Genomic DNA, 25,354 nt, shown 5'->3' with positions numbered 1-25,354 from the left:
GCCCTCTGCCAGCGTGGCCGGGTGACCACCATCGCGGACGAGCGACCCCCCGCCCCTCCTCCTGCCCCCTCCGGCGGGCTGCGCCGCCGGGCGCGCGCCGCCACGCGTCTGCTCCAACGGGCGGCCTGGGCCACCACGCTGGTCGGCGCGGTGACGACGGCCTGCACGCCGTGGGGATCCACGCCCTGGTACACCGGCTGGATCGGCGCGGCCGGTGCGGCGGCACTCGCGGCGCTGGCCTCACCGGTGCGGCCGGCCCTGGGCGAGAGCCCGCGCTCCGGCTCCGTCGCCGCCCTGTTCCACGGCGCCATGCTCGCCCTGATGCTCTGCACCTTCGCCGGCTGCTTCGCCTTCTCCCTCAGCGGCTGGTTCCACGAGCACGACCGCGACCTGCACGCCACGCTGCGGGTGTCCGCCACCGTCACCGGCTGCCACAACAGCGGTGACACCAGTACCGAGTGCACCTTCCTCTGGACGGCGGACGGGCACGAGTACCGCGCCGCCGAGGGCACGGACGTGCAGTGGCCCGACGGGCACCGGGTCGACGTGCGGATCGATCCCGTCCACCCGCAGCGGGATCCCGTCACCGACGGCGGCTACTGGCCGCTGTGGATCGCGGTCGTCGTGGGCGGGATCGGCACCCCGTTCAGCCTGTGGGCCTGGTGGGTCCTGGAGGAGTCCGCGAACTACTGACGCCGCGCCGGGCTCCTGCGGGTGCGGTTGTCAACCAATCGTCTCCGGATCAACACCGAACTCGGCGTGACCAGCAGGCTCCAGGCCGACCTGCTGCTCCAACGGCCGCGCGCGAGCGGGCACGGGACCTGAACACGGCTCAAGGCCTCGCCGTCGGCGAGGCCTTGAGCCGTGAGGTCAGCCCTCGGTGGTGGGCCCGCTCTTTCGGATCACGCCGGGCGCGCGACGTGATCCGACAGAGCGGACCTGGGTGCTCAGGCGTCCACGCCGTAGTACTGCGCGAGGAAGCCGGTCACGTCCGCCGCGTGCGGGAGCAACTCCGGCAGTTGGGCGGCGAGCGCGGAGCGGGTGGCCTCGGCGAGTTCGGGCAGGCCGGTGGCGGCGCCCTTCACGTACGGGTCGAGGCGGCGGATGAGCTCGTAGTTGCTCTCCACGTCGAGCTGGCGCATGGCCTTCTCCAGCGGCGGCGCCCCGGCCGGCGGGACGGCGGGCAGCACCCGGCTGACGAAGGTGACCCGGTGCAGCACCCGCCAGCACGGGGGCTTGCGGTCCGACTGGCGGGCCTGGCGCAGCGCCGCCGCGTTGGGGTCGTTGCCGTTCGCGAGCCAGGTGGGGTCGACGACCTTGTGGAAGAAGGTCTCGAAGTGCTCGCTGTCCTCGCCGAGGTAGAAGCTGAGGAAGCGGTAGGCGTCCACCTTGCCGGGCACCTTGACGGGTTGGCCGTCCTGGTCGAAGACGGGCTTGCGGTCCTGGTCGTAGCGCTGGAGGTTGGTGGCGGGGTTGACCTCCACGTTCAGTCCGAAGGAGCGGGTGGCCTCCTTACCCCGGGCGCGGGTGGCGGTCATCCCGCCGCCGACGGAGGCGTCCAGCTGGGCGCCGATGCCGATGCCGGCGATCTGGAAGGAGGTGCCGACCGAGGTGCCGACCGATCCGGACAGCGAGTACGAGCCCGAGGTCGTCTCGCTGACCACGTCGGTGGTCTCGGTGGTCTCGGCGAAGAACCCTCCGGCGGCGGTCCAGACGTAGGTGTTGACCAGGTCCCGGCGGGAGAAGCCCTGGCCGGTGGCGCTGTCGGTGGTCCCCCGCTCGCGGGCCGGCGAGGCGTCGGTGCCGATCGCGCCGCCGAGTACCCGGCCGGCCCGTTGGGCGGTGGGGTCGGGGGCGTGGGTCTCGGTGGAGACGGTGTCGTAGTAGCTGTGCAGGCGCTGCTGGTCGCGCTGGATGCGGCGCTTGAGCGCGTACGCCTCGCGGGGCTTGAAGTAGCTGTACTCGCCGCGCTCGCGGGTGCCCCGGTAGTCGGGGTCGGCGACCTTTCCGCGCTCGTCGAAGCCGACGGTGCCGTCGAGGGTGCCCTGCTTGGTGTAGCGGGGGTTGATCGGGAACGGGATGACGTTCCAGTCCTTGGGGATGTCGGGGTTGGGCTGGATGCGGTAGGCGACCAGGGCCCCGCTGTGGGCCAGGCGCAGGGCGAAGACGTCGGCGGTCTGGGACTGCACGACGGCGAAGCCGGTGTTGGCCGGGACGTAGCGGCGGCCGGTGGCGGGGTTGAGCAGGCGGCCCGGGTCCTCCCAGTGGCCGGTGAGGGAGACCTTGGTGGTGCGGGCGGTGTTCTCGCCCTGGGAGACGGAGGTCTCCTCCGCCCAGCTGTTGGAGAACTCCAGGTTGCCGCGCACGCCGGCGGAGACGCCGCCCTTGGCGATGGCCTTGGCGATGCCGAAGCCGAGCGGGGCGGTGATCATCCAGACGTCGACGTCCACCTCGTTGGACAGGGCGAACCCGAAGGCGGCGTCGACGCTGCGCTCCTTGGCGGAGGACAGCGAGCGCACCACCTGCTCGGCCTCGGTGAGTTGGACGGAGGAGGCGCCCTCGAAGGTGTCGCTGCCGGGGTCGGTGAGCCCGGCGGTGAGGTTCTCCGAGGGGACCGGCGGGGCGCCCTCCACGTAGCCGACGAGCTGCGGGTCGAACTGGATCTGGCTGACCCATTCGCTCACCAGCTCGCCGACCTTGTAGCCGGTGACCAGGTGCCAGCGCCCGTCCCGCAGGTAGCTGTAGGCGCGCTTGAGGACGCCGAACGCCTCGCCGCGGACGCCGTACTGCATGTCGGCGTACTCGGCCACGGCCGGGGCGGCGGAGACGGTCTCGTGGAACGGGGTGCGCATGCCGGCCAGCGCCGAGCGGACCTGCGCGGTGTCGGTGGAGACCGGCGCGCTGGACAGGACGGTGCGCGGGCGGGTGGCCTCGGCGCCCAGGCGCAGGTGGTTGCCGCGCAGGCCGTCGTCGCGGACCTGGGCGACGTCCGGCTCGGTGGAGTCGCGGTCGAACGGCCAGTAGGCGACCAGGTCCTCCTTCTCGCCCTTGAGCCGGGTGAAGAGGTTGTCGAGCAACTGCTCGTGGGTGCGGGCGGTGCGCCAGATCCGCACCTCCTCCAGCACGCCGTTCAACGACTCCGCGGCCTTGCCGCCCCTGATCACCGCGCCCAGGGTCAGCTGGGCGTCGCCGGCGTCGGCGAGGGCCGCGCTGTCGGGGGCGCCGGGGGTGCCCGCCGGGTCGCAGGCCACGGCGACGCCGTTGCGGTAGAGCCGGAAGACGCTGCCGCGCGGGTCGGGGTTGCGGACCCAGCGGGCGCCGCGCAGCCGGGCGGGGTGCGAGCCGGTGGCGTCGGCCGCCGTGCCGCCGGCGTTCTCCTCGAACCGCCAGTGCGCGATCAGGCCCCGGTCGCGGGCGGTGACGGCGGTGCCGAGCCGGGCGGCGTCGCGGGCGGCGCCCCAGATCCGGACCTCGGCGAGCACGCCGGTCAGCCGCTGCACGACGGAGCCGTCGCGGGCCCGGCCCAGCTCCAGCGGCGCGTCGTTGCCGCGCGGGCCGGGGCCCTCGTAGCGGGCCGTGCCGATCTCCCGGCCGTCCAGGTGGAAGCGGATGTCCTGCCACTCGCGGACCGCCACCGACTCGACCAGCTCGACGCTCTGGGTCACCGGCTTGCCGTCGGCCCCGGCCGCGGTGATCTGGCGGGTGCCCTTCTGCTCCTGCATCGAGCGCCCGCTCTTGCGGACCACCGCGATCCGGTGGAACGCCCCGGCCTTGACGCCCTCGGTGGAGGTGTACCGCACGGCCCGGCCCTCGGGCTCCTCGAAGGCGAACTCCAGCCTGCCGTCGGGCAGCACCGCCAGGCGGTACGGCACGCTGCCGCCCGCGCCGTCGGCGGTGCGGCCCTTCGAGAGCAGGCCCTGGGTCTCGCCGAGCCGGTCGAGGCGGGCGAAGACCTCCAGCGTCAGGTCGTCGGCGATGTCGAGGGCGTCGTCGTCGGCGACCTCCAGGTAGGCCTCGCCGTCCAACCGGACGGCCCAGGACTGCTGGTAGGCGGCGGCGAAGTGGCTCCACTCGCTCAGCGGGAAGGTCTCCCGGCTGACCACCCGGCGATCGCCGACGGTGGCGACGGCCCAGTAGCGGCCGCCCTCGATCGGCGACGGCGCGGGCACCGGGCCCGGCTTGCCGCGCAGTTCGGCGTGCCGCTGGTTGCCGGAACGGTCGGCCAGCACGGGCTGCGCACCGGCCGCCGGGGCGGAGTAGAGCCAGTAGCCGAGCAGCCCGGTCTCGCCGCCGGTGAGCCGGCGCTTCATCGCGGCGCGCACGTCGTCGCCGCCGCGCGCGCTGGACCAGAGCCGGACTTCGTCGATCTGTAGGGAGGCGAACTTGGTGGCCTGGAAGGGCACCTGCGCCAGGGAGAGCCTGCCCTGGCCCCGGTAGGGGGCGCTCGCGGTGCGGCGGGCGATCTCCTGGCCGTCCCGGTAGACCACCTGCTGGCTGGTGCCGCGTTCGAAGACGCAGGCCCAGTGGTGCCACTGGGTGTCGCCGAACCGCTGGGTGGTGTCCAGGTCGTCGCCGAAGAAGGCGAAGGTGAACTTGCCGTTCGACCGGAAGCCGATGTGCAGGCTCTCGTTGTTGCGGCCCTGGTCGCCGCCGTGCCCGAGGACGAAGTGGTCGCGCTCGTCGACGGCGGTGCGGCGGGCCCAGAACTCGACGGTGAAGTCGCCGTCGCCGAAGCCGAACGCGCCGGGCACCACCGCGGCGGCGCTCACCCCGTCGTAGGCCAGCGCCGAGGCGGCGGGGCCGCCGAGCAGCCCCAGGCCGTACGGGGTGTCGCCCGCGTTGGCGTGCACCAGCCGCACCGGGCCCTCGACCCGCTCGGGGTTCACCCAGGCCTCCAGGGTGAGGTCACCGGGGGTGGCGGCCCGCGGCAGCTGCTCGGCGGGCAGGGCCAGGAAGCGCCCCTGCCCGTCGAAGGCGTAGGCGCGGCCGGGCATGTCGGCGCGCCAGCGTCCGCCGTGGCCGCGCAGCAGGTCGCCGGCGGTGCCGACCGGGATCTCGGCGAGGCCGCCGGGGTCGACGGTGACCAGCCGGGAGCCGGACGAGAGCGCCACACCGGGCGCGGAGGCGGTGGCCCAGCGCTGGTCGTAGCGCACCCGCTGCACGCCCATGCCCGGCTTCAGCACCGTCGGGTCCGCGCCCGCGCCCAGCTTCAGCGACTTGCTGCCGGCGGGGTGGTCGCCCTCGAAGCGGAAGCCGTGGCCGCCGACGGTGACGAAGCCGGGGCCGGCGAGCCGGGCGAGGGTGCCCTCGGTGAACTCCACCACGCCGCCGTCGATCCGCAGCACGGTGCCGATCGGCACCGGCTGTTCGGCCGCGCCGTTGACCACGGCGGCGAAGTCCTCGGCCCGGCGGGGCAGGTGGGACCACTGCTCGCTCTGCCCGTCCCGGCGGATGGTCAGCTTGACCTGGGCCGGGTTGTCGCCGACCTCGACGGTGATCTCCGCCGCGGCCAGGTCGGTGGCGGCATCGCGGGCGGTGAAGGCGAGCGCCTTGCCGCCGGCCGTCAGCCGCCGGGAGGAGCGCAGCACCTGCGTGTCGTAGTAGCCGGCGAAGAACTGGCCGTTGGCGCCCCGGAAGTAGAGCACCAGGCTGCCGGTGGCGCTGTCCAGCAGGAACGGCCGGTCACTGCCCCGGGCGAAGGCGAGCAGCGCGCCGGAGCTGCTGAGGCCGGTGCGGTCGACGGAGAGCTGGGACATCGGCAGGGCGATGTCGTCGGAGCCGCGCACGCCGCCGGTGAGCCGGCCCAGCTCCTCGCGCTTGGCTGCCAGCAGGGCCTGCCGGGCCGGCAGGTCGCGGCGGTGGCGGGCGAGCGCGTCCTGCTTTCCGCCCAGTGTCAGCAGCCGATTGTCGATGTCCAGGATCTGCTGGTTCCGCTGGGCGGCACTCGCGCCCGGCCTGCCGGAGGCGCCGTCCTTCTCCAGCACGATGACGCCCTCGCCGGAGGCGTTGACCGTCCCGTAGTCGTACTGCACGATGCGGTCGCCCTGGCTGTCCCGGGCGCAGACCAGCTTGCCGCTGCGGCGGACCACCAGGCCTCGGCCGTTCCAGCTGTCCAGCGCGAAGTGGGTGGCGTCGTTGTCGGCCTCCCGGCGGTACTGGATCAGCGGGGTGTCGTTGTCGGTCTTCCCGCCGGAGAGGTTCATGTCCAGACCGGAGTCGACGTTGCGCAGGAAGTAGCAGGGGACGCCGTTGAGGTTGGTGCCGGTGGATTCGAAGGTCCACAGTGTGGAGGCGGCCGTCCGGTTGGCGGTGCGCACCAGCGGGGCCGTCGCGTCCTTGCGGTCGTTCTCCACCGCGAGGTACTGGTCCCGGCCGTCCTTGGGCAGCCTGAACCGCAGCCGGTAGCGCCAGAGGGTGACGTCGTCGTCCTGGCCTGCCCGCAGTTCGGCGCGCCGGCGCTCCAACTCCGGGACCTCGGCGGTCTCCTGCTGGAGGCGGGCGATCTCCGCCTCGGAGTTGGCCACGTCCCGGACGAGCTTGGCCACCTGGGCGTCCAGGTCACCGACGGCGTCCACGGCGCCGCTGGAGTCGGGGGCGGCGAGCACCGGCAGGGCCACCCGGTCCGGGATCTCGGCCAGCCGGCCGTCCCCGCCGACGCCCAGGTCGAGGGTGGCGAGGTAGGCGTCGTCGGTGGCCTTGCCGGTCACCGGGTCGGGCCCGCCGGTGGCGCAGGCGAGCAGCACCCGGGCCTGGCGCTTGACGGGCTTGGCCGCGCCGTCGTACCCGGCCGGGGAGGCCTCCTGCTGGTGGTGCAGGACGGCGGAGAGGCCGGAGACCACCGTGCGCCCGGTAAAGGCGAAGCTGTCGCGGCGCACCCCGGGGTTGTCGCCGATCGGGGCCTCGGAGGTGATCCAGGCCGGCCCGCCGCGCAGAGCCGCGTTGCGGGCGTTGTCCGTCTGGTCGTACAGCGTGTCGCCGGCGCCCTCGTCGAAGCGGTAGTAGACGGCCAGGCCGGGCTCGTTGCCGATCAGGCGGCGGCCGCGGTCGGCGGCCAGCTCGTCGCCGCTGCGGGGGCGGTTCCAGATCCGGACCTCGTCCAGTTCGGCGCGGCCGAACGAGCCGAGGGCGCGGCCCAGGGTCAGCGGGCCGAGACCGGCGTAGGGCATGTCGGTGGTGCGGCGGCCGAGTTCGACGCCGTCGCGGTAGACGATCTGCTCGCGGGTGGCGCGGACGAAGACGCAGGCCCAGTGGTGCCAGTCGGTGTCGCTGGTGCGCCGGCCGACGTTCAGGTCGTCGGCGTAGAAGGCGAAGGCGAAGGTGTCGTCCGAACGGAAGCCGATGTGCAGGCTGCGCAGCCGGGCGCCGGCGGCCGCGCCGTGCCCGATCAGGAAGTCCTCCTGGCCGCCGGTCGCGGTGCGCCGGGCCCAGAACTCCACGGTGAAGTCCGCGTCGGCGAGTTGGAGGGCGTTGGCGGGCAGCTCGGCCACGTCGTCGACGCCGTCGAAGCGCAGCGCCGTCTCGGCGTGGCCGCTCTCGCTCACCGCCGGTACCAGCGGCCGGCCGGTGAACGGGCAGGTGCCGGGGGCGGGTTCGTAGACGGCCTCGCGGTAGCGCTCGTCGGGGCTGGTCCAGGCCTGCGAGCCCTGGGTGTTGAACAGCCCGTCGCGGCTGCGCTCGACGCTGAAGCCGTCGATCCGGGCGGTGGCGTCGTTGTGCGCGAAGATCTGCCAGCGCTCCCTGCCGTGCACGGCGGTGGGCACCAGCAGGGCGGTGAACCGGCCGCGGGAGAGGTTGCGGACGAAGTTGAGCTCCTGGGTCGGCTCGATGAACGCCCGGCCCTCCATGTCCCGGGTGCCGAGGCTGTCCTTCGCGGAGTCCGGGCGGCCCTTGTGCCGGCTGCGGCGGTAGCGGACCTCCAGCACCGGCTTCAACTCGCCGCCGACCAGCAGGAACCGGTCGCAGAGCAGCGTGGCGTCGACCACCGGCGTCCGGCCCGCACCGCCGCCGGCGAGGTAGTCGGTGCGGGTCGGGTCGGCCGAGGAGCCGGTGCCGTCGGCGAGCCGGAAGACCGCGTCCGCGTCGTCGGCCCGGATCGACTGGCGCAGCACGTACAGGTGGGTGCCGTCGGAGACCACGTGGAAGGGCGCGGCCGCACCGAGCCTGGCCGTGCTGGACAGGAACGGGTCCAGTTCGTCGTCGCCGAGCCGCTCCGCCGGATCCGCCTCGACCCGCCCGCCGCGCTTGACCACGGGCATCCGCACCGCACCGGCCACCGCGTAGCCGACCCGGGCCAGCTCCGCCGGGAACGGCAGCGGCAGCGGGTTCTCCGACCAGTACGCCGCATCCGCCTCCCCGCGCGCCTCGTCGTGCTGCGACAGGTCGAGGACCGTGTAGACGATCCGTCGCTGGTCGTCCATCGCGAAGGCGACCGTGCTGCCCTGGTGCCGCACGGTCGTGGTGTGCACATAGGAGCGGTCGCTGTAGACCCGCGCCAGATGCTGAACCTCCGTCAAACCCGCCACCTCACAAGCCGTTGGCCGCCGGGAACGCGACGGCCGGTGATCAACACTTAACGTGTCGACGCTCTCACTCGACGTGACGGGTGGGCAAGGTGGCTTTCCGCCAGTGCGCGGCTGGAATCCGATCATGCACGGGCGCGGCGGATTCCCCGCGAGTGCGAAGGGCGGGCGGAAGGACTGCGCCTGAGGTCAGGCCGGGCGGGCCGTCGCCGTGGACGCGCGGGCAGGCCGGTGCGGTACCGGGTGCGGCATCACGGTCATACTTGATCGGAAGTCGATCGAAAGATATGGTCCGATCAACCAGCGGCGGTTCGGAGCAGTACGGGGGACAGGCGATGACCATCTCGGCCGAGGAACGTCGGGACCTGATCCTCAAGGCCGTCGGCGAGGCGAGCGGGCCCCTGCGGCTCGCCGACCTGGCGGCGCGGCTCGCCATTCCGGCGGTGACCGTGCGGCGGGACGTCGCCGCGCTGGCCGAGGCCGGCCGGGTGGGGCGCTCACACGGATTCGTCGTACGGCGCACACCGGAGAAGCCGACGGACGGCGAGGGCGGGACCCGCGCCCTCGGGCTGCTCGTGCCCTCCGTCGGGTCGTACTTCGACGAGCTGATCAACGGAGCCCGGGCCGCCGCGACGGCGGCGGGCGCCCGGCTGGTCCTCGGCATCGCCCCGTACGAGGCCCGCGACGACCGCACGCAGGCCGAACGGCTGCTGGAGTCCGGCCTCGACGGGCTGCTGCTCGCGCCCAACCTCCTGCCGGGCCGGCCCGCGCAGGCCCACGACTGGCTGGACGACCTGCCGGTGCCCGCCGTCCTGGTCGAACGCGGCGCCCCCGAGTACGGGGGCCCCGGCGCCGGCCTGGACTCCGTCGGCTCGGACCACCGGCAGGGCGTCCTCCTCGCGCTGCGCCACTTCGCCGACCTCGGCCACGACCGGGTCCTGCTCGCGGCCCGCGGCGACTCCTGGACGGCCCGGGAGGTCCGGGCCGGCTACCAGTACGGCACCAGGTTGCTCGGACTGGCCGCCCTGCCCGTCCTGGACACCCTCGGTGACGACGGCCGCCCCGCCGACTCCGACCGGCTCGCCGGGCTGATCGCCGACGCCGTGTCCGACGGCGTCCGCGCCGCCCTCATCCACAACGACCAGGACGCGATCCAGCTGCTCCCGCTGCTCCGCGCCCGCGGCCTCGCGGTGCCCGCCGACCTCGCGCTGATCGCCTACGACGACGTGTTCGCCGCCCTGGCGGCCCCGCCGCTGACCGCCGTCACCCCGCCGACCCGCGCGGTCGGCGAGACCGCCGTCGGCCTCCTGCTGCGCCGTCTCACCGCCGGGCCCGATCTGCCGGTGCACCGGATCTCCCTGCTCCCGGCCCTGCGCATCCGCACCTCCTGCGGCGGCTGAACCCCCAGCCCCCGGCCGGGGGCCCGTCCAGCTGCCACCTTCGCAGGGCGGTCCGCCCACGGGCCGGGCCGGGGAGCGCTACCGCCGCAGTCCCGCCAGCCAGGCGGCGGCCGCGCCGAGCAGCGGAGCCAGCGGGGCGGCCTCGGGGTACCACGGCGCCTCGTACTCCCAGCAGACCCAGGCGTCGGCCGGCAGCAGGGCGAGGCAGGCGGCGATCGGCAGGGTGCCGGCGCCGAGCGGCAGCGGCGTGCGGTCGACGGCCGAGGCGACGTCCTTGACCTGGACGTGGCCCAGCCGGCCGGCTAGCGCCCGGTGGGTGGCCTGCGGCGGCTCCCCGCCGAGGACGGTGTGCTGGAGGTCCCACAGGGCGCCGACGGCCGGGTGGTCGACGGGGGCGAGCAGCCGGGCGAGGTCGCGGCCGGTCGGGTGCGAGTCGTGCGTCTCGACCAGGACCCGGACGCCGAGCTCGGCCGCGCGGCCGGCGACGGCGGCCAGCCGCCGGGCGGCGCGCTCATCAGCCCGTTCGTCGGCCGCCGCCGGGCCGGGCGCGGCGCCGCCGCGCGGGAAGACCCGGACGGCCGGGCAGCCCAGGTCGGCGGCGAGTTCCAGGTGTCCGCCGAGGTCGGCGAGAAGCGGGGCGTCCGCGCCCGGGGCGGCGATGCCGAGGTAGGAGGCCAGCGCGAGCGGAACCGTCCCGGTGGACGCCAGTGCGCGCACCGCGGCGCGCCGCTCGTCGGCGGTCAGGCCGGGGTGGACCGGCTGGCCCGGGGCGCAGCGCAGTTCCAGCCCGTGCCAGCCGTGGTCGGCGGCGAGGCGCGCGGCGGCGGCGAGCGGCAGATCGGGCAGGCCGAGGGTGGACAGGGCGAGCGGCACGGGTGCTCCTCAGGTTCGGTCGCCGGGCGGAAGTCGGCGGGCGAAGGCCGCTCCCGGCGACAGCTCCGCCTCGTGGACGGTGCCGTCGGCCCACCGCACCCGCAGCCGGTAGGCCTCGTCGGGAGCGGCCGCCACGTCCGCCGTCGGGCCACCGAGCGGCGGGAGCTCGTCCGCGGCGGCGGTAAGGCGGGCTGCGGTGAGGCGGGCTGCGCACACCAGCAGGTGGACGGCCCCGCCGGTGGCGCCGGTCAGGACCGGCAGGGCGGCGTCCGCCCCGAAGGCCGTGCCGTCCGGGACGGGGCTGGTGCGGGCGGCGGTGTAACCGTGCAGGGCGCGCAGTTCGCTGGTCAGCAGACGGCCGTCCAGCGTGTGGGCGGTCGCGGTGGCAGCGGCGGTGGCGGTGCCGGGCCGGGCGGGTGGCAGGTGGTCTCCGGCGACGGCCCAGCCGCCCTCGCGCAGCGGGGTGCCGGACGGGGCGCCGACGACCAGGTGGGCGCGGACCTCGTCGGCGCCGTGGGCGAGGGTCAGCGAGGTGACGGTGACGCCGGGCAGGGGGTGTCCGCCGGCCCGGGGGCGGTGGGTGGAGGCCGCCCAGCCGTCGCCGGTGGCGAGCGGGGTGATCGGGCCGCGTTCGGTGGGTTCGCCGTCGACCAGCAGGGCGAGGTGGTTGTCGGCCGGACCGGTGTGGACGGGGCCGGTGGCGGTGGAGTGGGCGAGCCGCGCGTAGTGCGGGTCGTCGGGGTGGACGCGGTCGGCGGGCTGGTCGTCGCTGCCGTGGTTGTGGAGGCGGACCAGGCCGTCGGCCGCGGTGGACTGGACCAGCCAGCCGGGGCCGGGCAGCACGCGGACGGTGTCGCGGCGTTCGGCGGGCGCGGGCTCCTCGCGGTCGGTCCAGGCGGGGTGGTCGGCGGGCAGCAACAGGCCGAGGAAGCCGGAGGCCGCCCAGTAGGGCGAGGAGGGGCCGGAGTAGGGCTGGACGAGCGGGGGGTGGGGGCCGTACCAGCCGAGGGTGAGCAGGCCGTCGGGGTCGGTGGCGCCGCGGTCGAGGAAGTGGCGCAGGGCGCCGGAGGCGAGTCGGCGGGTGGTGCCGGGGGTGAGCGGGGTGTGGCCGGTGAGCGTGCCGGCCCAGAGCGGGGCGGCGGCGGCGAACCGGTAGATCAGCGAGCGGCCCTGGTGCACCGGCGCGCCGTCGCCGCCGAACAGGTGGGCGTGGTCGGCGAGGTGGGCGGCGAGCCGGGGGCCGTACTCGGCGAGCAGGGCGCGGTCGTCGGCGAGGTGGGCGTGCAGCACGGGGTAGAGGTGCAGGGCCCAGCCGTTGTAGTGGTCGAAGGCGCGGGGGCGGCCGTCGGTGTACCAGCCGTCGCCGAGGTAGAAGCGGTCGACGCGGTCCAGTCCGCGCCGGACGGCGGCGCGGGCGGCGTGCTCCTCGATGCCGGCCTCGGCGAGGAAGCCGCCGACGGCGAGCGGGAAGAGCCACCAGTTGTTGTCGTTGGGCGTGCGGTGGAGGGTCTCGGCGAGCCACCGGGCAGTCCTGGTCCGGACGTCGGCGGGGAGGCGGTCCCAGAGCCAGGGGCGGGTCAGCCGCAGGGCGAACGCGATGGCGGCGGCCTCGACCATGGCCTGGCCGCGGTCGGTGACGACGGGCCAGGACGCCGGGTCGTCGTCGGTGAGGTCGCGAGCGGTGGTGGGGTGGCGGGTGCCGGCGTCGAGTCCGGCGGCGTAGCGGTCGAGCAGGCCGTGGGGGTCGGCGCCGCCGGCGCCGGCGATCCGCAGGGCGGCGAGGAGGAAGGTGCGGGCGAAGCCTTCGAGGGCGTCGGAGCGGCGGCCGGACCAGCTCGGCCGGGGGCCGGGGAGGTCGATCAGCGCGTGTCCGGGGCCGGCCCAGGGGAGGACGGCGTCGAGCAGCCCGTCGGCGGCGGCCTCCCAGTGGGCTCTGGTCCAGCCGGTGCGGGGGCTGAGGGCGTGGTCTTCCGGGGGCAGCAGCACGGCGGTGTCCTCCATGGCCCGGGGCTCGGGAGTCGCGCCCCGTGCGGGGAATCTAGAAAGCGGTTGATCGTTCGTCAAGGCTTTTGATCGCAACGGATCATTTGATCCAGATCTCTTGACTTCGATCGATCGCCCGCCCAGGATGGCGACCACTTGCCCGCCCGGTCGCGGCCACCGGCAGCCCCCCTGACCCCCCGGCCGCGCCCCCCTCTCCCGGAGTCGTGCATGCCCTCACTCCCGCTCCCCCTCCCCCACCCCCGGCGCAGACTCCTCCGCGCGGCCGCCGGCGGCCTGCTGTCCACCGTCCTCCTCGCCGCCTGCGCCGGCAGCGGCGGCGGGGCCCCGAAGGCCGACGACGGCAAGCCGGTCACGCTGACCTTCTGGGCCTGGTCCAAGGGGACGAAGGAGGTCGTCGCCGCCTTCAACGCCTCCCACCCCGACGTCAACGTGGTCTACGAGGAGATACCCTCCGGCACGGCCGGCGGGTACGCCAAGATCTCCAACGCGGTGAAGGCCGGCAACGCCCCCGACGTGTTCAACGTCGAGTACGCCCAACTGCCGGACTTCGTCAGCCAGGGCGCCGTCCAGGACATCTCCAAGCTCGTCCCCGGCGAGCTCAGGGCGAAGTACCTGCCGCAGACCATGGACCTGACCACCCTCGGCGGCCGCACCTGGGCGCTGCCCCTGGACGCCTCGCCGCAGGCCTTCTACTACCGCAAGGACCTCTTCGACCGGGCCGGCCTCACCCCGCCGAAGACCTGGGACGAATTCCGCACCGCCGCGCAGAAACTGAAGCAGGCCCAGCCGGACACCCGGATCGCCACCTTCTTCCCCGACGACCCGGCCACCTTCGAGGCGATGGCCTGGCAGGCCGGCGCCCACTGGTTCACCGGCCGCGACGACGCCTGGAGCGTCGACCTCAACGGCGCCGGGACCAAACCGACCGCGGACTACTGGCAGCAGCTGATCGCCGAGGACCTGGTCCGCGTCCAGCCCTCGTTCAGCCAGCCGTGGACGGCCTCGCTGCAGAAGGGCGAGACCGCCGGCTACCTCGGCGCCTCCTGGGGCGGCGGGGTGCTGAAGGGCACCCTGCCCGACGCGGCCGGCACATGGGCCGTCGCCCCGGTGCCCAGCTGGGACGGCACCCCGGCCAGCGGCATGGTCGGCGGCACCACCTTCGCCGTCTCCAAGGACAGCAGGAAGGCCGGGGCCGCCGTCGAGTTCGCCACCTGGGCGACCACCACGCCGGAGGGCATCAAGGCCCGGATCGCCTCCGGCACCTCCTCCGCCTTCCCGGCCGCGCCCGCCCTCGTCCCGGTGGCCGAGGAGGCCTTCAAGGCCGACTTCTACGGCGGCCAGGACGTGTACGCGCTCTACACGGACGCCGCGAAGTCGATCAAGCCGAACTGGCAGTGGGGCCCGACGATGAACGCGACCAACAACGCGCTCAAGGACGCGTTCGGCAAGCTCACCCAGGGCGGCACCGTGCAGGCGGCCCTCGACGCCGCGCAGCAGTCCACCCAGGCCGAGCTGAAGAACCGCGGCCTCAAGGTCAAGCAGTGACCGCCCACCCGCCCCGCACCGGGCCCGGGCCCGCCGTCGCCGCCCGCGCCCGCCGGCGCGGGCGGTACGGGGCCCCGGCCGTCCTGCTCGCCCCGTTCGTGCTCCTGTTCACGGCCTGCACGCTCGTCCCGATCGGCTACGCCGTCCACCTCAGCCTGTACACCGAGCACCGGTCCGGGCTCGGCTTCGGCGGCGGCGAGACGGTCTTCACCGGCCTCGGCAACTACGCCCGGGCGCTCGGCGACCAGGCGTTCCGCTCGGGTTTCTGGACCACCGCGCAGTACTGCCTGCTCTACATCCCGCTGATGACGGGGCTGGCGCTGCTCCTCGCGCTGCTGCTGGACTCGGCGCTGGCCCGCGCCCGCCGCTTCTTCCAGCTGGCACTGTTCCTGCCGCACGCGGTGCCCGGCATCATCGCCGCGCTGATCTGGGTCTACCTGTACACGCCCGGCATCAGCCCGGTCATCGACGTGCTGAACGCCGGCGGCGCCCACCCCGACCCGTTCGGCGCGCCACTGCCCGCCGTGGTCAACATCGCGCTCTGGGAGTGGACCGGCTACAACATGGTCATCTTCTACGCCGCGCTCCAGGCCGTCCCGCGCGAAGTCCTCGAAGCGGCCGTCGTCGACGGCGCCGGACCGCTGCGGACCGCCGTCAGCGTCAAGATCCCGCTCATCCGCGCCTCGATCGTGCTGGTCGGCCTGTTCACCCTGATCGGCTCGCTCCAGCTCTTCACCGAACCGATGATCCTGCACGGCGCCTCCCCCGGCGTCGTCTCCACCTGGACGCCCAGCATGTACGCCTACACCGCCGCCTTCGACCGGGGCGACTACGGCCTGGCCGCCGCCGCCTCGGTGCTGCTCGCGCTCGCCGCCGCCGCGCTGTCCTTCCTCGTCACCCGGGCCACCCGCCCGCGCCCGGACCGGCGGACGGAGGCCACCGGATGACCACGCTCGCCCCCGGACGCCGCCCCCGGCAGCGCTCCGCCGCCCGCAGCCACCCGCCCCGCCGGCCGTGGACGCTCTCCAAGGCCGCCGTCAACGGCGCCCTCGTCCTCGCCACCGCCTACACCCTGCTGCCGCTGCTGTGGCTGGTGACCGCCGCCGCCAAGAACACCGGCGACCTGCTCGGCGGGCGCGCCCTCTCCCCCGCCACCTGGCACCTCGGCGACAACCTGCACGCGCTGGCCACCACCGGGGACGGCATCTACTTCCGCTGGTACCTCAACTCCCTGCTGTACGCCGGGCTCGGCGCCCTGGCCTGCGCCCTGGTCTGCGTCTGCGCCGGGTACGCGTTCCACGTCCACGCCTTCCCCGGCAAGGAGAAGCTGTTCGGCCTGGTGCTGCTCGGCGTGCTGGTGCCCACCACCACACTGGCCCTGCCGATGTACCTGCTCGCCTCGGACCTCGGCGTGGTCAACACCTTCTGGGCGGTCTTCGTGCCCTCCCTGGTCAACCCCTTCGGCGTCTACCTCGCCCGGGTGTTCTGCGCGGGCTACGTCCCCGGGGAGGTGCTGGAGGCGGCCCGGATGGACGGCGCGGGTGAACTGCGCACCTTCTGGTCGATCGGCCTGCGGATGATGACGCCCGGCTTCGTCACGGTGTTCCTCTTCCAGTTCACCGCGATCTGGAACAACTTCTTCCTCCCCCTGGTGATGCTCTCGGACAACCGGCTCTTCCCGGTCAGCCTCGGCCTGTTCAGCTGGAACGCCCAGACCCACGCCTTCCCCGAGTACTACCCCCTCGTCGTCAGCGGCTCGCTGCTCGCCGTCCTCCCGCTGGTGGCGGCCTTCGTCGGCCTGCAACGCCACTGGCGGGCCGGCCTGACCGCAGGAAGCGTCAAATGACCACCACCACAGCCGACATCCGCTCCCCCGCCGCCCCGGCCCGCAGGCCCCGCGCCCTGCTCGCGATGGACCGTGCCCTGCCCGCCCGGCTGCTCGACCGGCACGCCGTCCAGCGGCTCACCGACCTCGCCGACCTCGACCCCGACCTGGTCGTGGACGACTTCGCCGCCCCCGAGGCCGCCGCCGCGCTGGCCCGCACCGAGGTCATCATCAGCGGCTGGGGCTGCCCGCCGCTGGACGAGGCCGTGCTGGCCGCCGCGCCCCGGCTGCGCGCCGTCATCCACGCCGCCGGCTCGGTCAAGCACCATGTCACCGAGGCCTGTTGGCGGCGCGGCCTCCAGGTGACCTCGGCGGCCTGGGCCAACGCGCTGCCCGTCGCCGAGTACACCGTCGCCGCCGTGCTGCTCGCCAACAAGCGGCTGCTCGCGATCCGCGAGGACTACCGGCACCGGCGCGCCCCGCACGACTGGCAGGGCGCCTACGCCGCCGCCGGGAACTACCGGCGCACAGTGGGCATCGTCGGCGCCTCCCGGATCGGGCGCCGGGTGCTCGAACTGCTCGGCCCGCACGACCTCGACCTGCTGCTGTACGACCCGTACGTGGAGGCCGCCGAGGCCGCCGCGCTCGGTGCCCGGGCCGTCGGCCTGGACGACCTGTGCGCCTCCTCCGACGTGGTCACCGTGCACGCCCCCGAACTGCCGGAGACCCATCACCTGGTGGACCGCCGCAGGCTCGCCCTGATGCGCGACGGCGCCACCCTGGTCAACACCTCCCGCGGCTCGCTGGTCGACCAGCAGGCGCTCACCGACGAACTCGTCGCCGGCCGCCTGGACGCCGTCCTCGACGTCACCGTCCCCGAGGTCCTGCCCGCCGACTCACCGCTGTACGAGCTGCCGAACGTCCTGCTCACCCCGCACGTGGCCGGCTCGCTCGGCGGCGAGCTGCACCGGATGGCCGCCGCCGCGGCCGACGAACTCGCCCGCTACGCGCGGGGCCTGCCGTTCGCCCACGCCGTCCACCCCGAAGGCATCCACCGCACGGCCTGACCGCCCCCCCCCGTTACCAGCTGCAAGGAGAACACCCGTGGACCGCAAGGTGATCGGCGTCGTCCTGAACGGCGTCACCGGCCGCATGGGCCACCGCCAGCACCTCGTCCGCTCGATCCTCGCCATCCGCGAGCAGGGCGGCCTCGACCTCGACGACGGCCGGGTGCTCTGGCCCGAACCCATCCTGCTCGGCCGCAACGAGGCCAAGCTGCGCGCCCTGGCCGAACGCCACGGCCTGGAGCACTGGACCACCTCGCTCGACGAGGCGCTCGCCCACCCGCTCACCGAGGTGTACTTCGACGCCCAGGTGACCCCCGCCCGGGAGGCCGCCCTGCGCGCCGCGATCGGCGCCGGCAAGCACGTCTACACCGAGAAGCCGACCGCCGAATCCCTCGACGCCGCCCTGGAGCTGGCCCGCCTCGCCCGGGCGGCCGGCGTCCGCAACGGCGTCGTCCAGGACAAGCTGTTCCTGCCCGGGCTGCGCAAGCTCAAGCGGCTGGTCGACGGCGGGTTCTTCGGCCGGATCCTGTCCGTGCGAGGCGAGTTCGGCTACTGGGTCTTCGAGGGCGACTGGCAGAGCGCCCAGCGCCCGTCCTGGAACTACCGCGCCGAGGACGGCGGCGGCGTGATCCTCGACATGTTCCCGCACTGGCGCTACGTGCTGGACAACCTCTTCGGGCCCGTCCGCACGGTGTACGCGCACACCGCCACCCACATCCCCCGCCGCGTCGACGAGCAGGGCCGGGCCTACCCCGCCACCGCCGACGACGCCGCGTACGGCGTCTTCGAGCTGGCCGGCGGCGTCGTCGCGCAGATCAACTCCTCCTGGGCGGTGCGGGTCGACCGGGACGAACTGGTCGAGTTCCAGGTCGACGGCACCGAGGGCAGCGCCGTCGCCGGGCTGCGCGAGTGCCGCATCCAGCACCGGGCCACCACCCCCCGGCCGGTCTGGAACCCGGACCTCCCGGCCACCGACCCCTTCCGCGCCCAGTGGCAGCCGGTGCCCGCGAACGAGGAGTACGACAACGGCTTCAAGGTGCAGTGGGAGCTGTTCCTGCGCCACGTGGCGACCGGCTCCGCCTACCCGTGGGACCTCCTGGAGGGCGCCAAGGGCGTCCAACTCGCCGAACTCGGCCTGCGCTCGGCGCGCGAGGGCCGCCGCCTCGACGTCCCCGAGCTGGTGCTCTGATGGCCGAACTGGACCTGCCCGGGCACGGCCGGCTGCGGCTACGCGAGCCCGCACCGCTCGACCTGCCCGCGCACCCGCCCGCCTCCCGCACGGCCTTCGCGGCCGCCCACGTCGTCGCCGACCCGCTCGGCGCCAACGCCGCCGGCGCCCCGGCCGCCCTGGACTGGGACGCCACCCTCGCCTTCCGCCACCGCCTCTGGTCGCTCGGCCTCGGCGTCGCCGACGCCATGGACACCGCCCAGCGCGGCATGGGCCTGGACTGGGCCGCCACCCGCGAACTCATCACCCGCTCCGGCGCGGCGGCCCGCGCCGTCGGCGGCCGGCTCGCCTGCGGCGTCGGCACCGACCAACTCACCGACCCGGCACGCTCCTTGAGCGACATCACAGCCGCTGCCCTGAGCGAGGTGGCGGACGCCTACGAGGCGCAGCTCGCCGTGGTCGAGGCGGCCGGCGCGCAGCCCGTCCTGATGGCCAGCCGGGCCCTCAACTCCCGCGCCCGCGGCCCGGAGGACTTCCTCCGCGTCTACGACGGGCTGATCCGGCAGTCCGCCCGGCCGGTGATCCTGCACTGGCTCGGCGCCGTCTTCGACCCGGCACTGGCCGGCTACTGGGGCTCCGCCGACCTCGACGCGGCCACCGACACCGTCCTCACCCTCATCCGCGAACACCCCGGGCGGATCGACGGCATCAAGGTGTCGCTGCTGGACGCCGACCGGGAGATCGCGCTGCGCCGCGCCCTGCCCGCCGGGGTGCGGCTCTACACCGGCGACGACTTCCACTACCCCGAACTGATCAAGGGCGACGAACTCGGCCACAGCGACGCCCTGCTCGGCGTCTTCGACCCGATCGCCGGCCACGCCGCGGCAGCCCTGCACGCCCTCGACGCCGGCGACACCGCCCGCTACGACGCGCTGCTCGGCCCGACGCTTCCGCTGGCCCGGCACCTCTTCGCGGCGCCGACCTACCAGTACAAGACCGGTGTGGTCTTCCTCGCCTACCTGGCCGGCCACCAGGAGCACTTCACCATGGTGGCCGGCGCCCAGAGCGGCCGGTCCGTACCGCACCTCGTCGAACTGCTCCGGCTCGCCGACGCCGCCGGGGTGCTCCCCGACCCCGAGCTCGCGGCCGACCGGATGCGCCGCTACCTCGCCCTGGCCGGGTGGTCGGCGTGACCGCACCTCACCCCGCCGAGCGGGGCACCGCCGCCCCCGGACTGGAACGGCTCTCGCTCAACCAGATCACCACCAAGCACTGGTCCCTGCCCGAGGCCGTCCGGGGCTGCGCGCAGGCGGGCATCCCGGCGATCGGCCTGTGGCGGGACAAGGTCGCCGAGACCGGAACGGCCCGCGCCGCCCGGCTGGTCCGCGACAGCGGCCTGACCGTCAGCAGCCTCTGCCGGGGCGGCTTCCTCACCGCCGCCGGAGCGGAGGGCCGCCGCGCCGCGCTCGACGACAACCGGCGGGCCGTCGAGGAGGCCGCCGAACTCGGCACCGACACCCTGGTGCTGGTCGCCGGAGGCCTGCCCGAGGGCAGCCGTGACCTGCCCGGCGCGCGCGCCCGGATCGCCGACCTGCTCGCCGAACTCGCCCCGTACGCAGGACAGTTCGGCGTACGGCTGGCCATCGAACCGCTGCATCCGATGTTCTGCGCCGACCGCGCCGTGGTCTCCACCCTCGGCCAGGCGCTCGACCTCGCCGCGCCGCACCCGGCCGCCCAGGTCGGCGTGGTCGTCGACAGCTACCACGTCTGGTGGGACCCGGCGCTGCCCGAACAGCTCGACCGGGCGGGCCGGGACGGCCGCATCGCCGCCTACCAGGTGTGCGACTGGACGCTGCCGCTGCCCGCCGACGTCCTGCTCGGGCGCGGCCACGTCGGCGACGGCCACATCGACTTCCGTTCCCTCACCGACCAGGTCACGGCCGCGGGCTACACCGGCTGGATCGAGGTCGAGATCTTCAACGAGCGGATCTGGGCCACCCCCGGCGCGCAGACCCTCGCCACCGTGGCCGACCGCCACCGCACCCACGTGGTCGCCGCGCCGCGCCGGTAGCCGTCGGGCGTTCGCCGTTCGGCCCTGCCCTACCCTGGCAGCCCGTGCCACCCCCTCGAAAGCTGGTCACGCCATGATCGAAACGATCGAACTCGACTACGACGACTCCGGGTTCCGCCGCAACGGGGCCCCGCACCGGATCGTCGCCGGCGCCCTGCACTACTTCCGCGTCCACCCCGAGCTCTGGGACGACCGGCTGCGCCGCCTGCGCGCCCTCGGCGTCAACACCGTGGACACCTACATCCCCTGGAACTTCCACGAACTTCCCACCGGTGAGATCGACTTCACCGGCTGGCGGGACGTGGCCCGGTTCGTCCGGCTGGCCCAGCAGCACGGACTGGACGTCATCCTGCGGCCCGGCCCCTACATCTGCGCCGAATGGGAGTTCGGCGGCCTGCCCGCCCGGCTGCTCGCCGTCGACGGCCTGCGCCTGCGCTGCGCCGACCCCGCCTTCCTGGCCGCCGTGGACGGCTGGTTCGACGCCCTCGTGCCCGAGCTGGTGCCGCTGCTGGCGAGCCGCGGCGGCCCCGTCGTGGCCGTCCAGGTCGAGAACGAGTACGGCAGCTACGGCACCGACGCCGGCTACCTCGCCCACCTGCGCGACGGCCTCCTCGCGCGCGGCGTGGACTGCCTGCTGTTCACCGCCGACGGCGCCGAGGACTTCATGCAGCAGGGCGGCGCGATCCCCGGCCTGCTCGCCACCGCGACCTTCGGCTCCCGCGCCCCCGAGCGCTTCGAGGTGCTGCGCCGCCAGCAGCCCAAGGGGCCGCTCGCCGCCATGGAGTTCTGGATCGGCTGGTTCGACCGCGTCGGCGGGCCCCACCACGTCCGCGACCCGGAGGAGACCGCCCTTTCCCTGGACGCACTCCTCGCCACCGGAGCCTCCGTCAACCTCTACATGGCCCACGGCGGCACCAACTTCGGCCTCTGGTCCGGCGCCAACCACACCGGCACCAGCCCCGACACCCCGGGCTACGAGCCCACCACCACCAGCTACGACTACGACGCCCCCATCGGCGAGGCCGGCGAGCTCACCCCCAAGTTCCACGCCCTGCGCGACGTCATCGGCCGGTACCTCCCCCTGCCCGACGGCGAACTCCCCGCCGAGCCGCCCCGCCTGGCCCCGCGCCGCATCGACCGCAGGACCGGCCGGGCCCGCCTGTTCGACTCCCTCGACGCGCTCGCCACCCCGCACCACCGGCCCGTCCCGGAACCCATGGAGAACCTCGGCCAGTCACTCGGCCTCATCCACTACCGCACCCGTGTCCCCGGCCCCCGCCCCACCCTGCCGCTGCGCGTCGACGGCCTCGGCGACCGCGCCCAGGTCTTCGCCGACGGCAACCCCCTCGGCACCCTCGACCGCAACGACCCCGGCGCCACCCTCCCGCTGGCCACCACGCCGGCCGGCGCCACCCTGGACATCCTGGTCGAGGCGCTCGGCCGCACCAACTACGGCCCCCAACTCGACGACCGCAAGGGCATCCGGCGCGGCGTCTCGCACGAACGCCAGCGCCTCCACGACTGGGAGATCCGCCCGCTCCCCCTCACCGACCTGAGCGGCCTGGCCTTCGACCCGGCCACCACCGCCACCGACGGCGACCCGGCCTTCCACCGCTTCGAGACCGACCTCGACACCCCCGCCGACGCCTTCCTCGCCCTCCCCGGCTGGGGCCGCGGCCTGCTCTGGCTCAACGGCTTCCTCCTCGGCCGCTACACCGACGAGGGACCGCAGCGCACCCTCTACGCCCCCGCCCCGCTCTGGCGCCCGGGCACCAACACCCTCGTCCTCCTCGAACTCACCCGCCACGGCGAGGCCCTCGACCTCCGCGACCGACCCGACCTCGGCCCCGTCACGGACGCCCCCAGCTCAGAGTTCTGAAACCCCGCCTCACCGACATCGTGACCGCCCTGCTCACCGGCTACGCCGTCGCCTCGACGACCCGGCCGGTCGGGGACTGAGCGTTCCCGCGGTGGTCGGCTACCGGCGCCGGCCCCAGCAGGTGATCAACGGGGCGGTGGTCACGTCCAGTTCGGTGTCGCGGAGGTTGGCCAGGTGCCGGTCCAGGTCGGCGGCGGTGAGGCCGGGGCCGACCAACTGGTCGCGGAGCTGACGGACCGTCGCCGCCTCCAGCTCCCGGCAGGCCGGGGAGGTGACGGGGAAGTACGCCTCGGCGGCGACGTCCGTCAGGCCCGCCTCGCGGAGCAGCCGGGGCAGGGTGCGGCCGAAGGCGAGGTCGGCGCCGCGCTCGGCGAGCCGGGCCCGGAACGCCCGGCGCACCCGGTTCGCCAGCTCCTGGTCCGGTCCGTGCTCGTCCGGGCAGGCGAGCGGTTGCAGGGCCGGGTCCGCGTCCTCCACCACCAGCCAGCCCCCGGGCCGGACCGCCGACGCCAGCCGTCGCAGCACCTCGGCCCGGTCCGGCAGGTGCACCAGCACCAGGCGGACGTGCACCAGGTCGAACAGCTCGTCGGGCAGCGGGTCGCGGGTGACGTCGTGCCGGCGGACCTCGACGCGGTCGGCGGGCAGTCCGGTCAGCCAGCTGGTGTCGAGGTCGCTGGCCAGGACCCGGCCGGTCGGCCCGACCCGCTCGGCCAGCGCCAGCGGGATCCCCGGGCCGCCCGCACCCACCTCCCAGCAGTGGTGCCCGTCGGCCGGGCCCAGCCGGTCCAGGTGCTCCAGCGTCCACGGGTCGAACAGTTCGGCGATGCCCTCGAACCGTCGACCCGCCTCCCGCTGCCGGTTGTCCAGCAGGTAGCCGCGCTCGTCGCCCATGCTCCGCGCCTCTCGGATCGCCCTTGCCCGTCGCCCCGCCCGTCGCTCGACGCGGCCGACCGCGATGGTAGGCGATCGGCGCCGGGTGCGCGAAGGCACCCCGAGGAACGCACCCTCGCGTCTCCCGCCCCGGGCTGCGGCGTCCCGGGACGTGGGAGGGACGGCGAAGCCATGGTGGACCGGGCCTCCGCGCTCCTAGCGTGGCGGCCGACCGGTCCGACCGGTCCGACCGGTGCGGACCGCGGACCGCCCGCGGACCCGCCCGGACCCGCCCGGACCCGCCCGCCAGCCCGCCAGCCCGCCAAGGAACAGGTGGCCCCGTTCATGTACCCCGACTTCACCCCGCCCCGCCCCGGTCGCCGCTCCTTCCTGACCGGCGCCCTCGCGGTCGGCGGCGGTGCCCTGCTCGCGTCCGCCCTGCCCGCCGGGGTGGCACGAGCCGCCGACGGGCCGACGGTCGCCGACACGGCCGCGTGGGGCGCCCGGCCCTCCAGCATCCCCGTCAACGTCCTGGCCGGGGTGCCGGACAAGGTGATCGTGCACCACACCGCGACCCCCAACGTGACGGACTACTCGCAGGCGGCCGCGTTCTCGCTGGCCCGGTCGATGCAGACGTACCAGATGGACTCCGAGGGCTGGATCGACACCGGGCAGCACTTCACCATCAGCCGCGGCGCGTACGTCCTGGAGGGCCGCCACAACAGCCTGTCCACGCTGCGCGGCGGCGCCCAGCACGTCGAGTCCGCCCACTGCACGGCGCAGAACACGGTGGCGATCGGCATCGAGAACGAGGGCACCTACACCACCGTCGACCCGCGCGGCGAGCAGTACGCGGCGCTGGTCGACCTGATCACCTACATCTGCCGCCAGTACGGGCTGCGGGCCTACCAGATCTACGGGCACCGGGACTTCAACAACACCGAGTGCCCCGGTGACCGCCTGTACGCGCTGATCCCGCAGCTGCGCCGCGACGTCGCGGCCCGCATCGGAGGAGACCCGACCGGGCCCGTGTGGCCGGTGCTCACCGGCGGGGCCTCGGGCGAGACGGTGCGGACCCTCCAGTACCTGCTGGTGCAGCACGGCGCGAGCCTGACCGTCGACGGAGCGTACGGGCCCGCCACGCAGAGCGCCGTCACGGCCTTCCAGAACCTCACGCACGCCACCGCGGACGGGATCGCGGGCAACCAGACGTGGAGCCAGGCGGTCGCGCCCCTCGCCGACGGCGCCTCGGGCGGCGCGGTGCTGGCCGTGCAGAACCAGTTGGTCGCGCACGGCATCCAGGTGGGCGTGGACGGCGCGTTCGGCCCCGGCACCCGGTCCGCGGTGACGGCCTTCCAGACCTCGGCCGGACTGCCCGCCGACGGGGTGGTGGACGCCCGCGCCTGGAGCCGGCTGGTCGCCTGACCCCGTGCCCGCCGGCCCTGGCCCGGACCACCCGACGCCCCCGCGGATCCGTTGCGTCCGCGGGGGCGTCGTCGTGGTCAGCCCAAGGTCCTGTCCGGCCGGGACGGCCGGCGGCCGGTGACGGCCAGCACCAGGCCCGCCGCCAGCACCAGCACGAGGGCGCTCAGCGGCCGCAGCAGGGCCGTCCGACAGCGGTGGGTCCCCGTCGGCCCGGGTGCCGGCGGCACGGCGGTGTCCGGCGGTGCGCCGACCGGTGCGCCCGCGGCGCGGCAGCCGTCCGCCCGGCGCCACAGGTCGAGCAGCCGGTCGGTGTCGCCGGCGCAGACGGAGGCGATGCTCTCCACGGCGTCGCGCGGCGGGAACTGCTTGCCGTTCACCCACCGCTCCCAGGAGGACTTCGCGTAGTGGGTGCGTTCGCTGAGCCGGGCGTACGTCAGGCCCGACTCGGACTTCAGCGACCGGAGCTCCCTGGCGAGTTCGTCGGCAGGGGCTGGAGACGTGGTGTACGACGCGTGGTGGCGGTCCATGTGGCTTCTCCCCCGTTGCTCTGTGCTGTGACCGTGCCCGGGCCGGGAGCCTGCCGGCGTGCCGGCCAAGGCGCGGCCCACTCTGCGGGATTCTCCGCCGATCTTCGAGCGTCTTCGGCGGTTCTGAGACGGTCCGAGGTCGTCCCACGGCCCGGAGCTGCACCTTGGGACGCCGGGGCGG

The 25,354-nt window shown here is 74.7% G+C and carries 16 protein-coding genes; 11 read left to right on the top strand and 5 right to left on the bottom strand.

Annotated features, from left to right (window positions below; all coding sequences use genetic code 11):
- Nucleotides 1-21: 21 nt before the first annotated feature.
- Nucleotides 22-693 carry a DUF3592 domain-containing protein gene (locus tag AC07AL_RS16505; protein ID WP_363586465.1) on the top strand — a complete coding sequence of 224 codons (672 nt, stop codon included), beginning with the start codon at nucleotides 22-24 and terminating at the stop codon, nucleotides 691-693.
- Between the two features lie 254 nt (nucleotides 694-947).
- Here AC07AL_RS16505 and AC07AL_RS16500 read toward each other — a convergent pair whose 3' ends face one another.
- On the bottom strand, nucleotides 948-8,513 hold the full coding sequence (locus AC07AL_RS16500) for a LamG-like jellyroll fold domain-containing protein (protein WP_363630508.1): 7,566 nt from the start codon (nucleotides 8,511-8,513) through the stop codon (nucleotides 948-950).
- A gap of 341 nt (nucleotides 8,514-8,854) precedes the next feature.
- On the opposite strand from AC07AL_RS16500, the gene AC07AL_RS16495 reads away from it, so the two are divergent.
- Nucleotides 8,855-9,919: a substrate-binding domain-containing protein gene (locus tag AC07AL_RS16495; RefSeq protein ID WP_400805921.1), complete on the top strand. Its 1,065-nt coding sequence runs from the start codon at nucleotides 8,855-8,857 to the stop codon at nucleotides 9,917-9,919.
- 78 nt (nucleotides 9,920-9,997) lie between these two features.
- On the opposite strand, the gene AC07AL_RS16490 is transcribed toward AC07AL_RS16495, so the two are convergent.
- Nucleotides 9,998-10,792, bottom strand: coding sequence for a sugar phosphate isomerase/epimerase family protein (locus tag AC07AL_RS16490; protein ID WP_478317701.1), 795 nt, complete (start codon nucleotides 10,790-10,792; stop codon nucleotides 9,998-10,000).
- A 9-nt stretch (nucleotides 10,793-10,801) separates the two neighbouring features.
- The gene (locus tag AC07AL_RS16485; RefSeq protein WP_478317700.1) at nucleotides 10,802-12,793 is read right to left on the bottom strand and encodes a DUF2264 domain-containing protein; all 1,992 of its coding nucleotides are present in this window, start codon (nucleotides 12,791-12,793) and stop codon (nucleotides 10,802-10,804) included.
- 210 nt (nucleotides 12,794-13,003) lie between these two features.
- Here AC07AL_RS16485 and AC07AL_RS16480 point away from each other — a divergent pair, with 210 nt between their 5' ends.
- The 8 genes from AC07AL_RS16480 to AC07AL_RS16445 all read left to right on the top strand — a co-directional run bounded on the left by AC07AL_RS16480 (nucleotide 13,004) and on the right by AC07AL_RS16445 (nucleotide 22,351).
- Complete coding sequence (locus AC07AL_RS16480) at nucleotides 13,004-14,341, top strand: ABC transporter substrate-binding protein (RefSeq protein WP_363617368.1); 1,338 nt, start codon at nucleotides 13,004-13,006, stop codon at nucleotides 14,339-14,341.
- On the top strand, nucleotides 14,338-15,288 hold the full coding sequence (locus tag AC07AL_RS16475) for a carbohydrate ABC transporter permease (protein ID WP_400334298.1): 951 nt from the start codon (nucleotides 14,338-14,340) through the stop codon (nucleotides 15,286-15,288). The genes AC07AL_RS16480 and AC07AL_RS16475 overlap by 4 nt, the downstream gene beginning before the upstream one ends.
- Complete coding sequence (locus AC07AL_RS16470) at nucleotides 15,285-16,187, top strand: carbohydrate ABC transporter permease (RefSeq protein ID WP_363586471.1); 903 nt, start codon at nucleotides 15,285-15,287, stop codon at nucleotides 16,185-16,187. Before AC07AL_RS16475 ends, AC07AL_RS16470 begins: the two co-directional genes overlap by 4 nt.
- The gene (locus AC07AL_RS16465; RefSeq protein ID WP_400805931.1) at nucleotides 16,184-17,233 is read left to right on the top strand and encodes a hydroxyacid dehydrogenase; all 1,050 of its coding nucleotides are present in this window, start codon (nucleotides 16,184-16,186) and stop codon (nucleotides 17,231-17,233) included. The genes AC07AL_RS16470 and AC07AL_RS16465 overlap by 4 nt, the downstream gene beginning before the upstream one ends.
- Nucleotides 17,234-17,318: 85 nt before the next feature.
- Nucleotides 17,319-18,422 (top strand): Gfo/Idh/MocA family protein, encoded by a 1,104-nt coding sequence (locus tag AC07AL_RS16460; protein WP_478317728.1) that lies wholly within the window; start codon nucleotides 17,319-17,321, stop codon nucleotides 18,420-18,422.
- The gene (locus AC07AL_RS16455; protein WP_478317698.1) at nucleotides 18,422-19,594 is read left to right on the top strand and encodes a dihydrodipicolinate synthase family protein; all 1,173 of its coding nucleotides are present in this window, start codon (nucleotides 18,422-18,424) and stop codon (nucleotides 19,592-19,594) included. Before AC07AL_RS16460 ends, AC07AL_RS16455 begins: the two co-directional genes overlap by 1 nt.
- Nucleotides 19,591-20,472: a sugar phosphate isomerase/epimerase family protein gene (locus AC07AL_RS16450; RefSeq protein ID WP_478317697.1), complete on the top strand. Its 882-nt coding sequence runs from the start codon at nucleotides 19,591-19,593 to the stop codon at nucleotides 20,470-20,472. The genes AC07AL_RS16455 and AC07AL_RS16450 overlap by 4 nt, the downstream gene beginning before the upstream one ends.
- A gap of 73 nt (nucleotides 20,473-20,545) precedes the next feature.
- On the top strand, nucleotides 20,546-22,351 hold the full coding sequence (locus AC07AL_RS16445; RefSeq protein ID WP_478317695.1) for a beta-galactosidase: 1,806 nt from the start codon (nucleotides 20,546-20,548) through the stop codon (nucleotides 22,349-22,351).
- Between the two features lie 99 nt (nucleotides 22,352-22,450).
- Here AC07AL_RS16445 and AC07AL_RS16440 read toward each other — a convergent pair whose 3' ends face one another.
- Nucleotides 22,451-23,242, bottom strand: a complete 792-nt coding sequence (locus tag AC07AL_RS16440) for a methyltransferase domain-containing protein (RefSeq protein ID WP_363630494.1) — start codon at nucleotides 23,240-23,242, stop codon at nucleotides 22,451-22,453.
- A gap of 324 nt (nucleotides 23,243-23,566) precedes the next feature.
- On the opposite strand from AC07AL_RS16440, the gene AC07AL_RS16435 reads away from it, so the two are divergent.
- The gene (locus tag AC07AL_RS16435; protein ID WP_478317694.1) at nucleotides 23,567-24,646 is read left to right on the top strand and encodes a peptidoglycan recognition protein family protein; all 1,080 of its coding nucleotides are present in this window, start codon (nucleotides 23,567-23,569) and stop codon (nucleotides 24,644-24,646) included.
- Nucleotides 24,647-24,723: 77 nt separating this feature from the next.
- Here AC07AL_RS16435 and AC07AL_RS16430 read toward each other — a convergent pair whose 3' ends face one another.
- Nucleotides 24,724-25,173 carry a helix-turn-helix domain-containing protein gene (locus tag AC07AL_RS16430; protein ID WP_478317693.1) on the bottom strand — a complete coding sequence of 150 codons (450 nt, stop codon included), beginning with the start codon at nucleotides 25,171-25,173 and terminating at the stop codon, nucleotides 24,724-24,726.
- Nucleotides 25,174-25,354: the final 181 nt, after the last annotated feature.

The organism is Kitasatospora sp. NPDC043949, assembly GCF_056435365.1.
The sequence above is the reverse complement of the archived record's forward strand: the minus strand, read 5'-3'. Positions and strand labels throughout refer to the sequence as shown.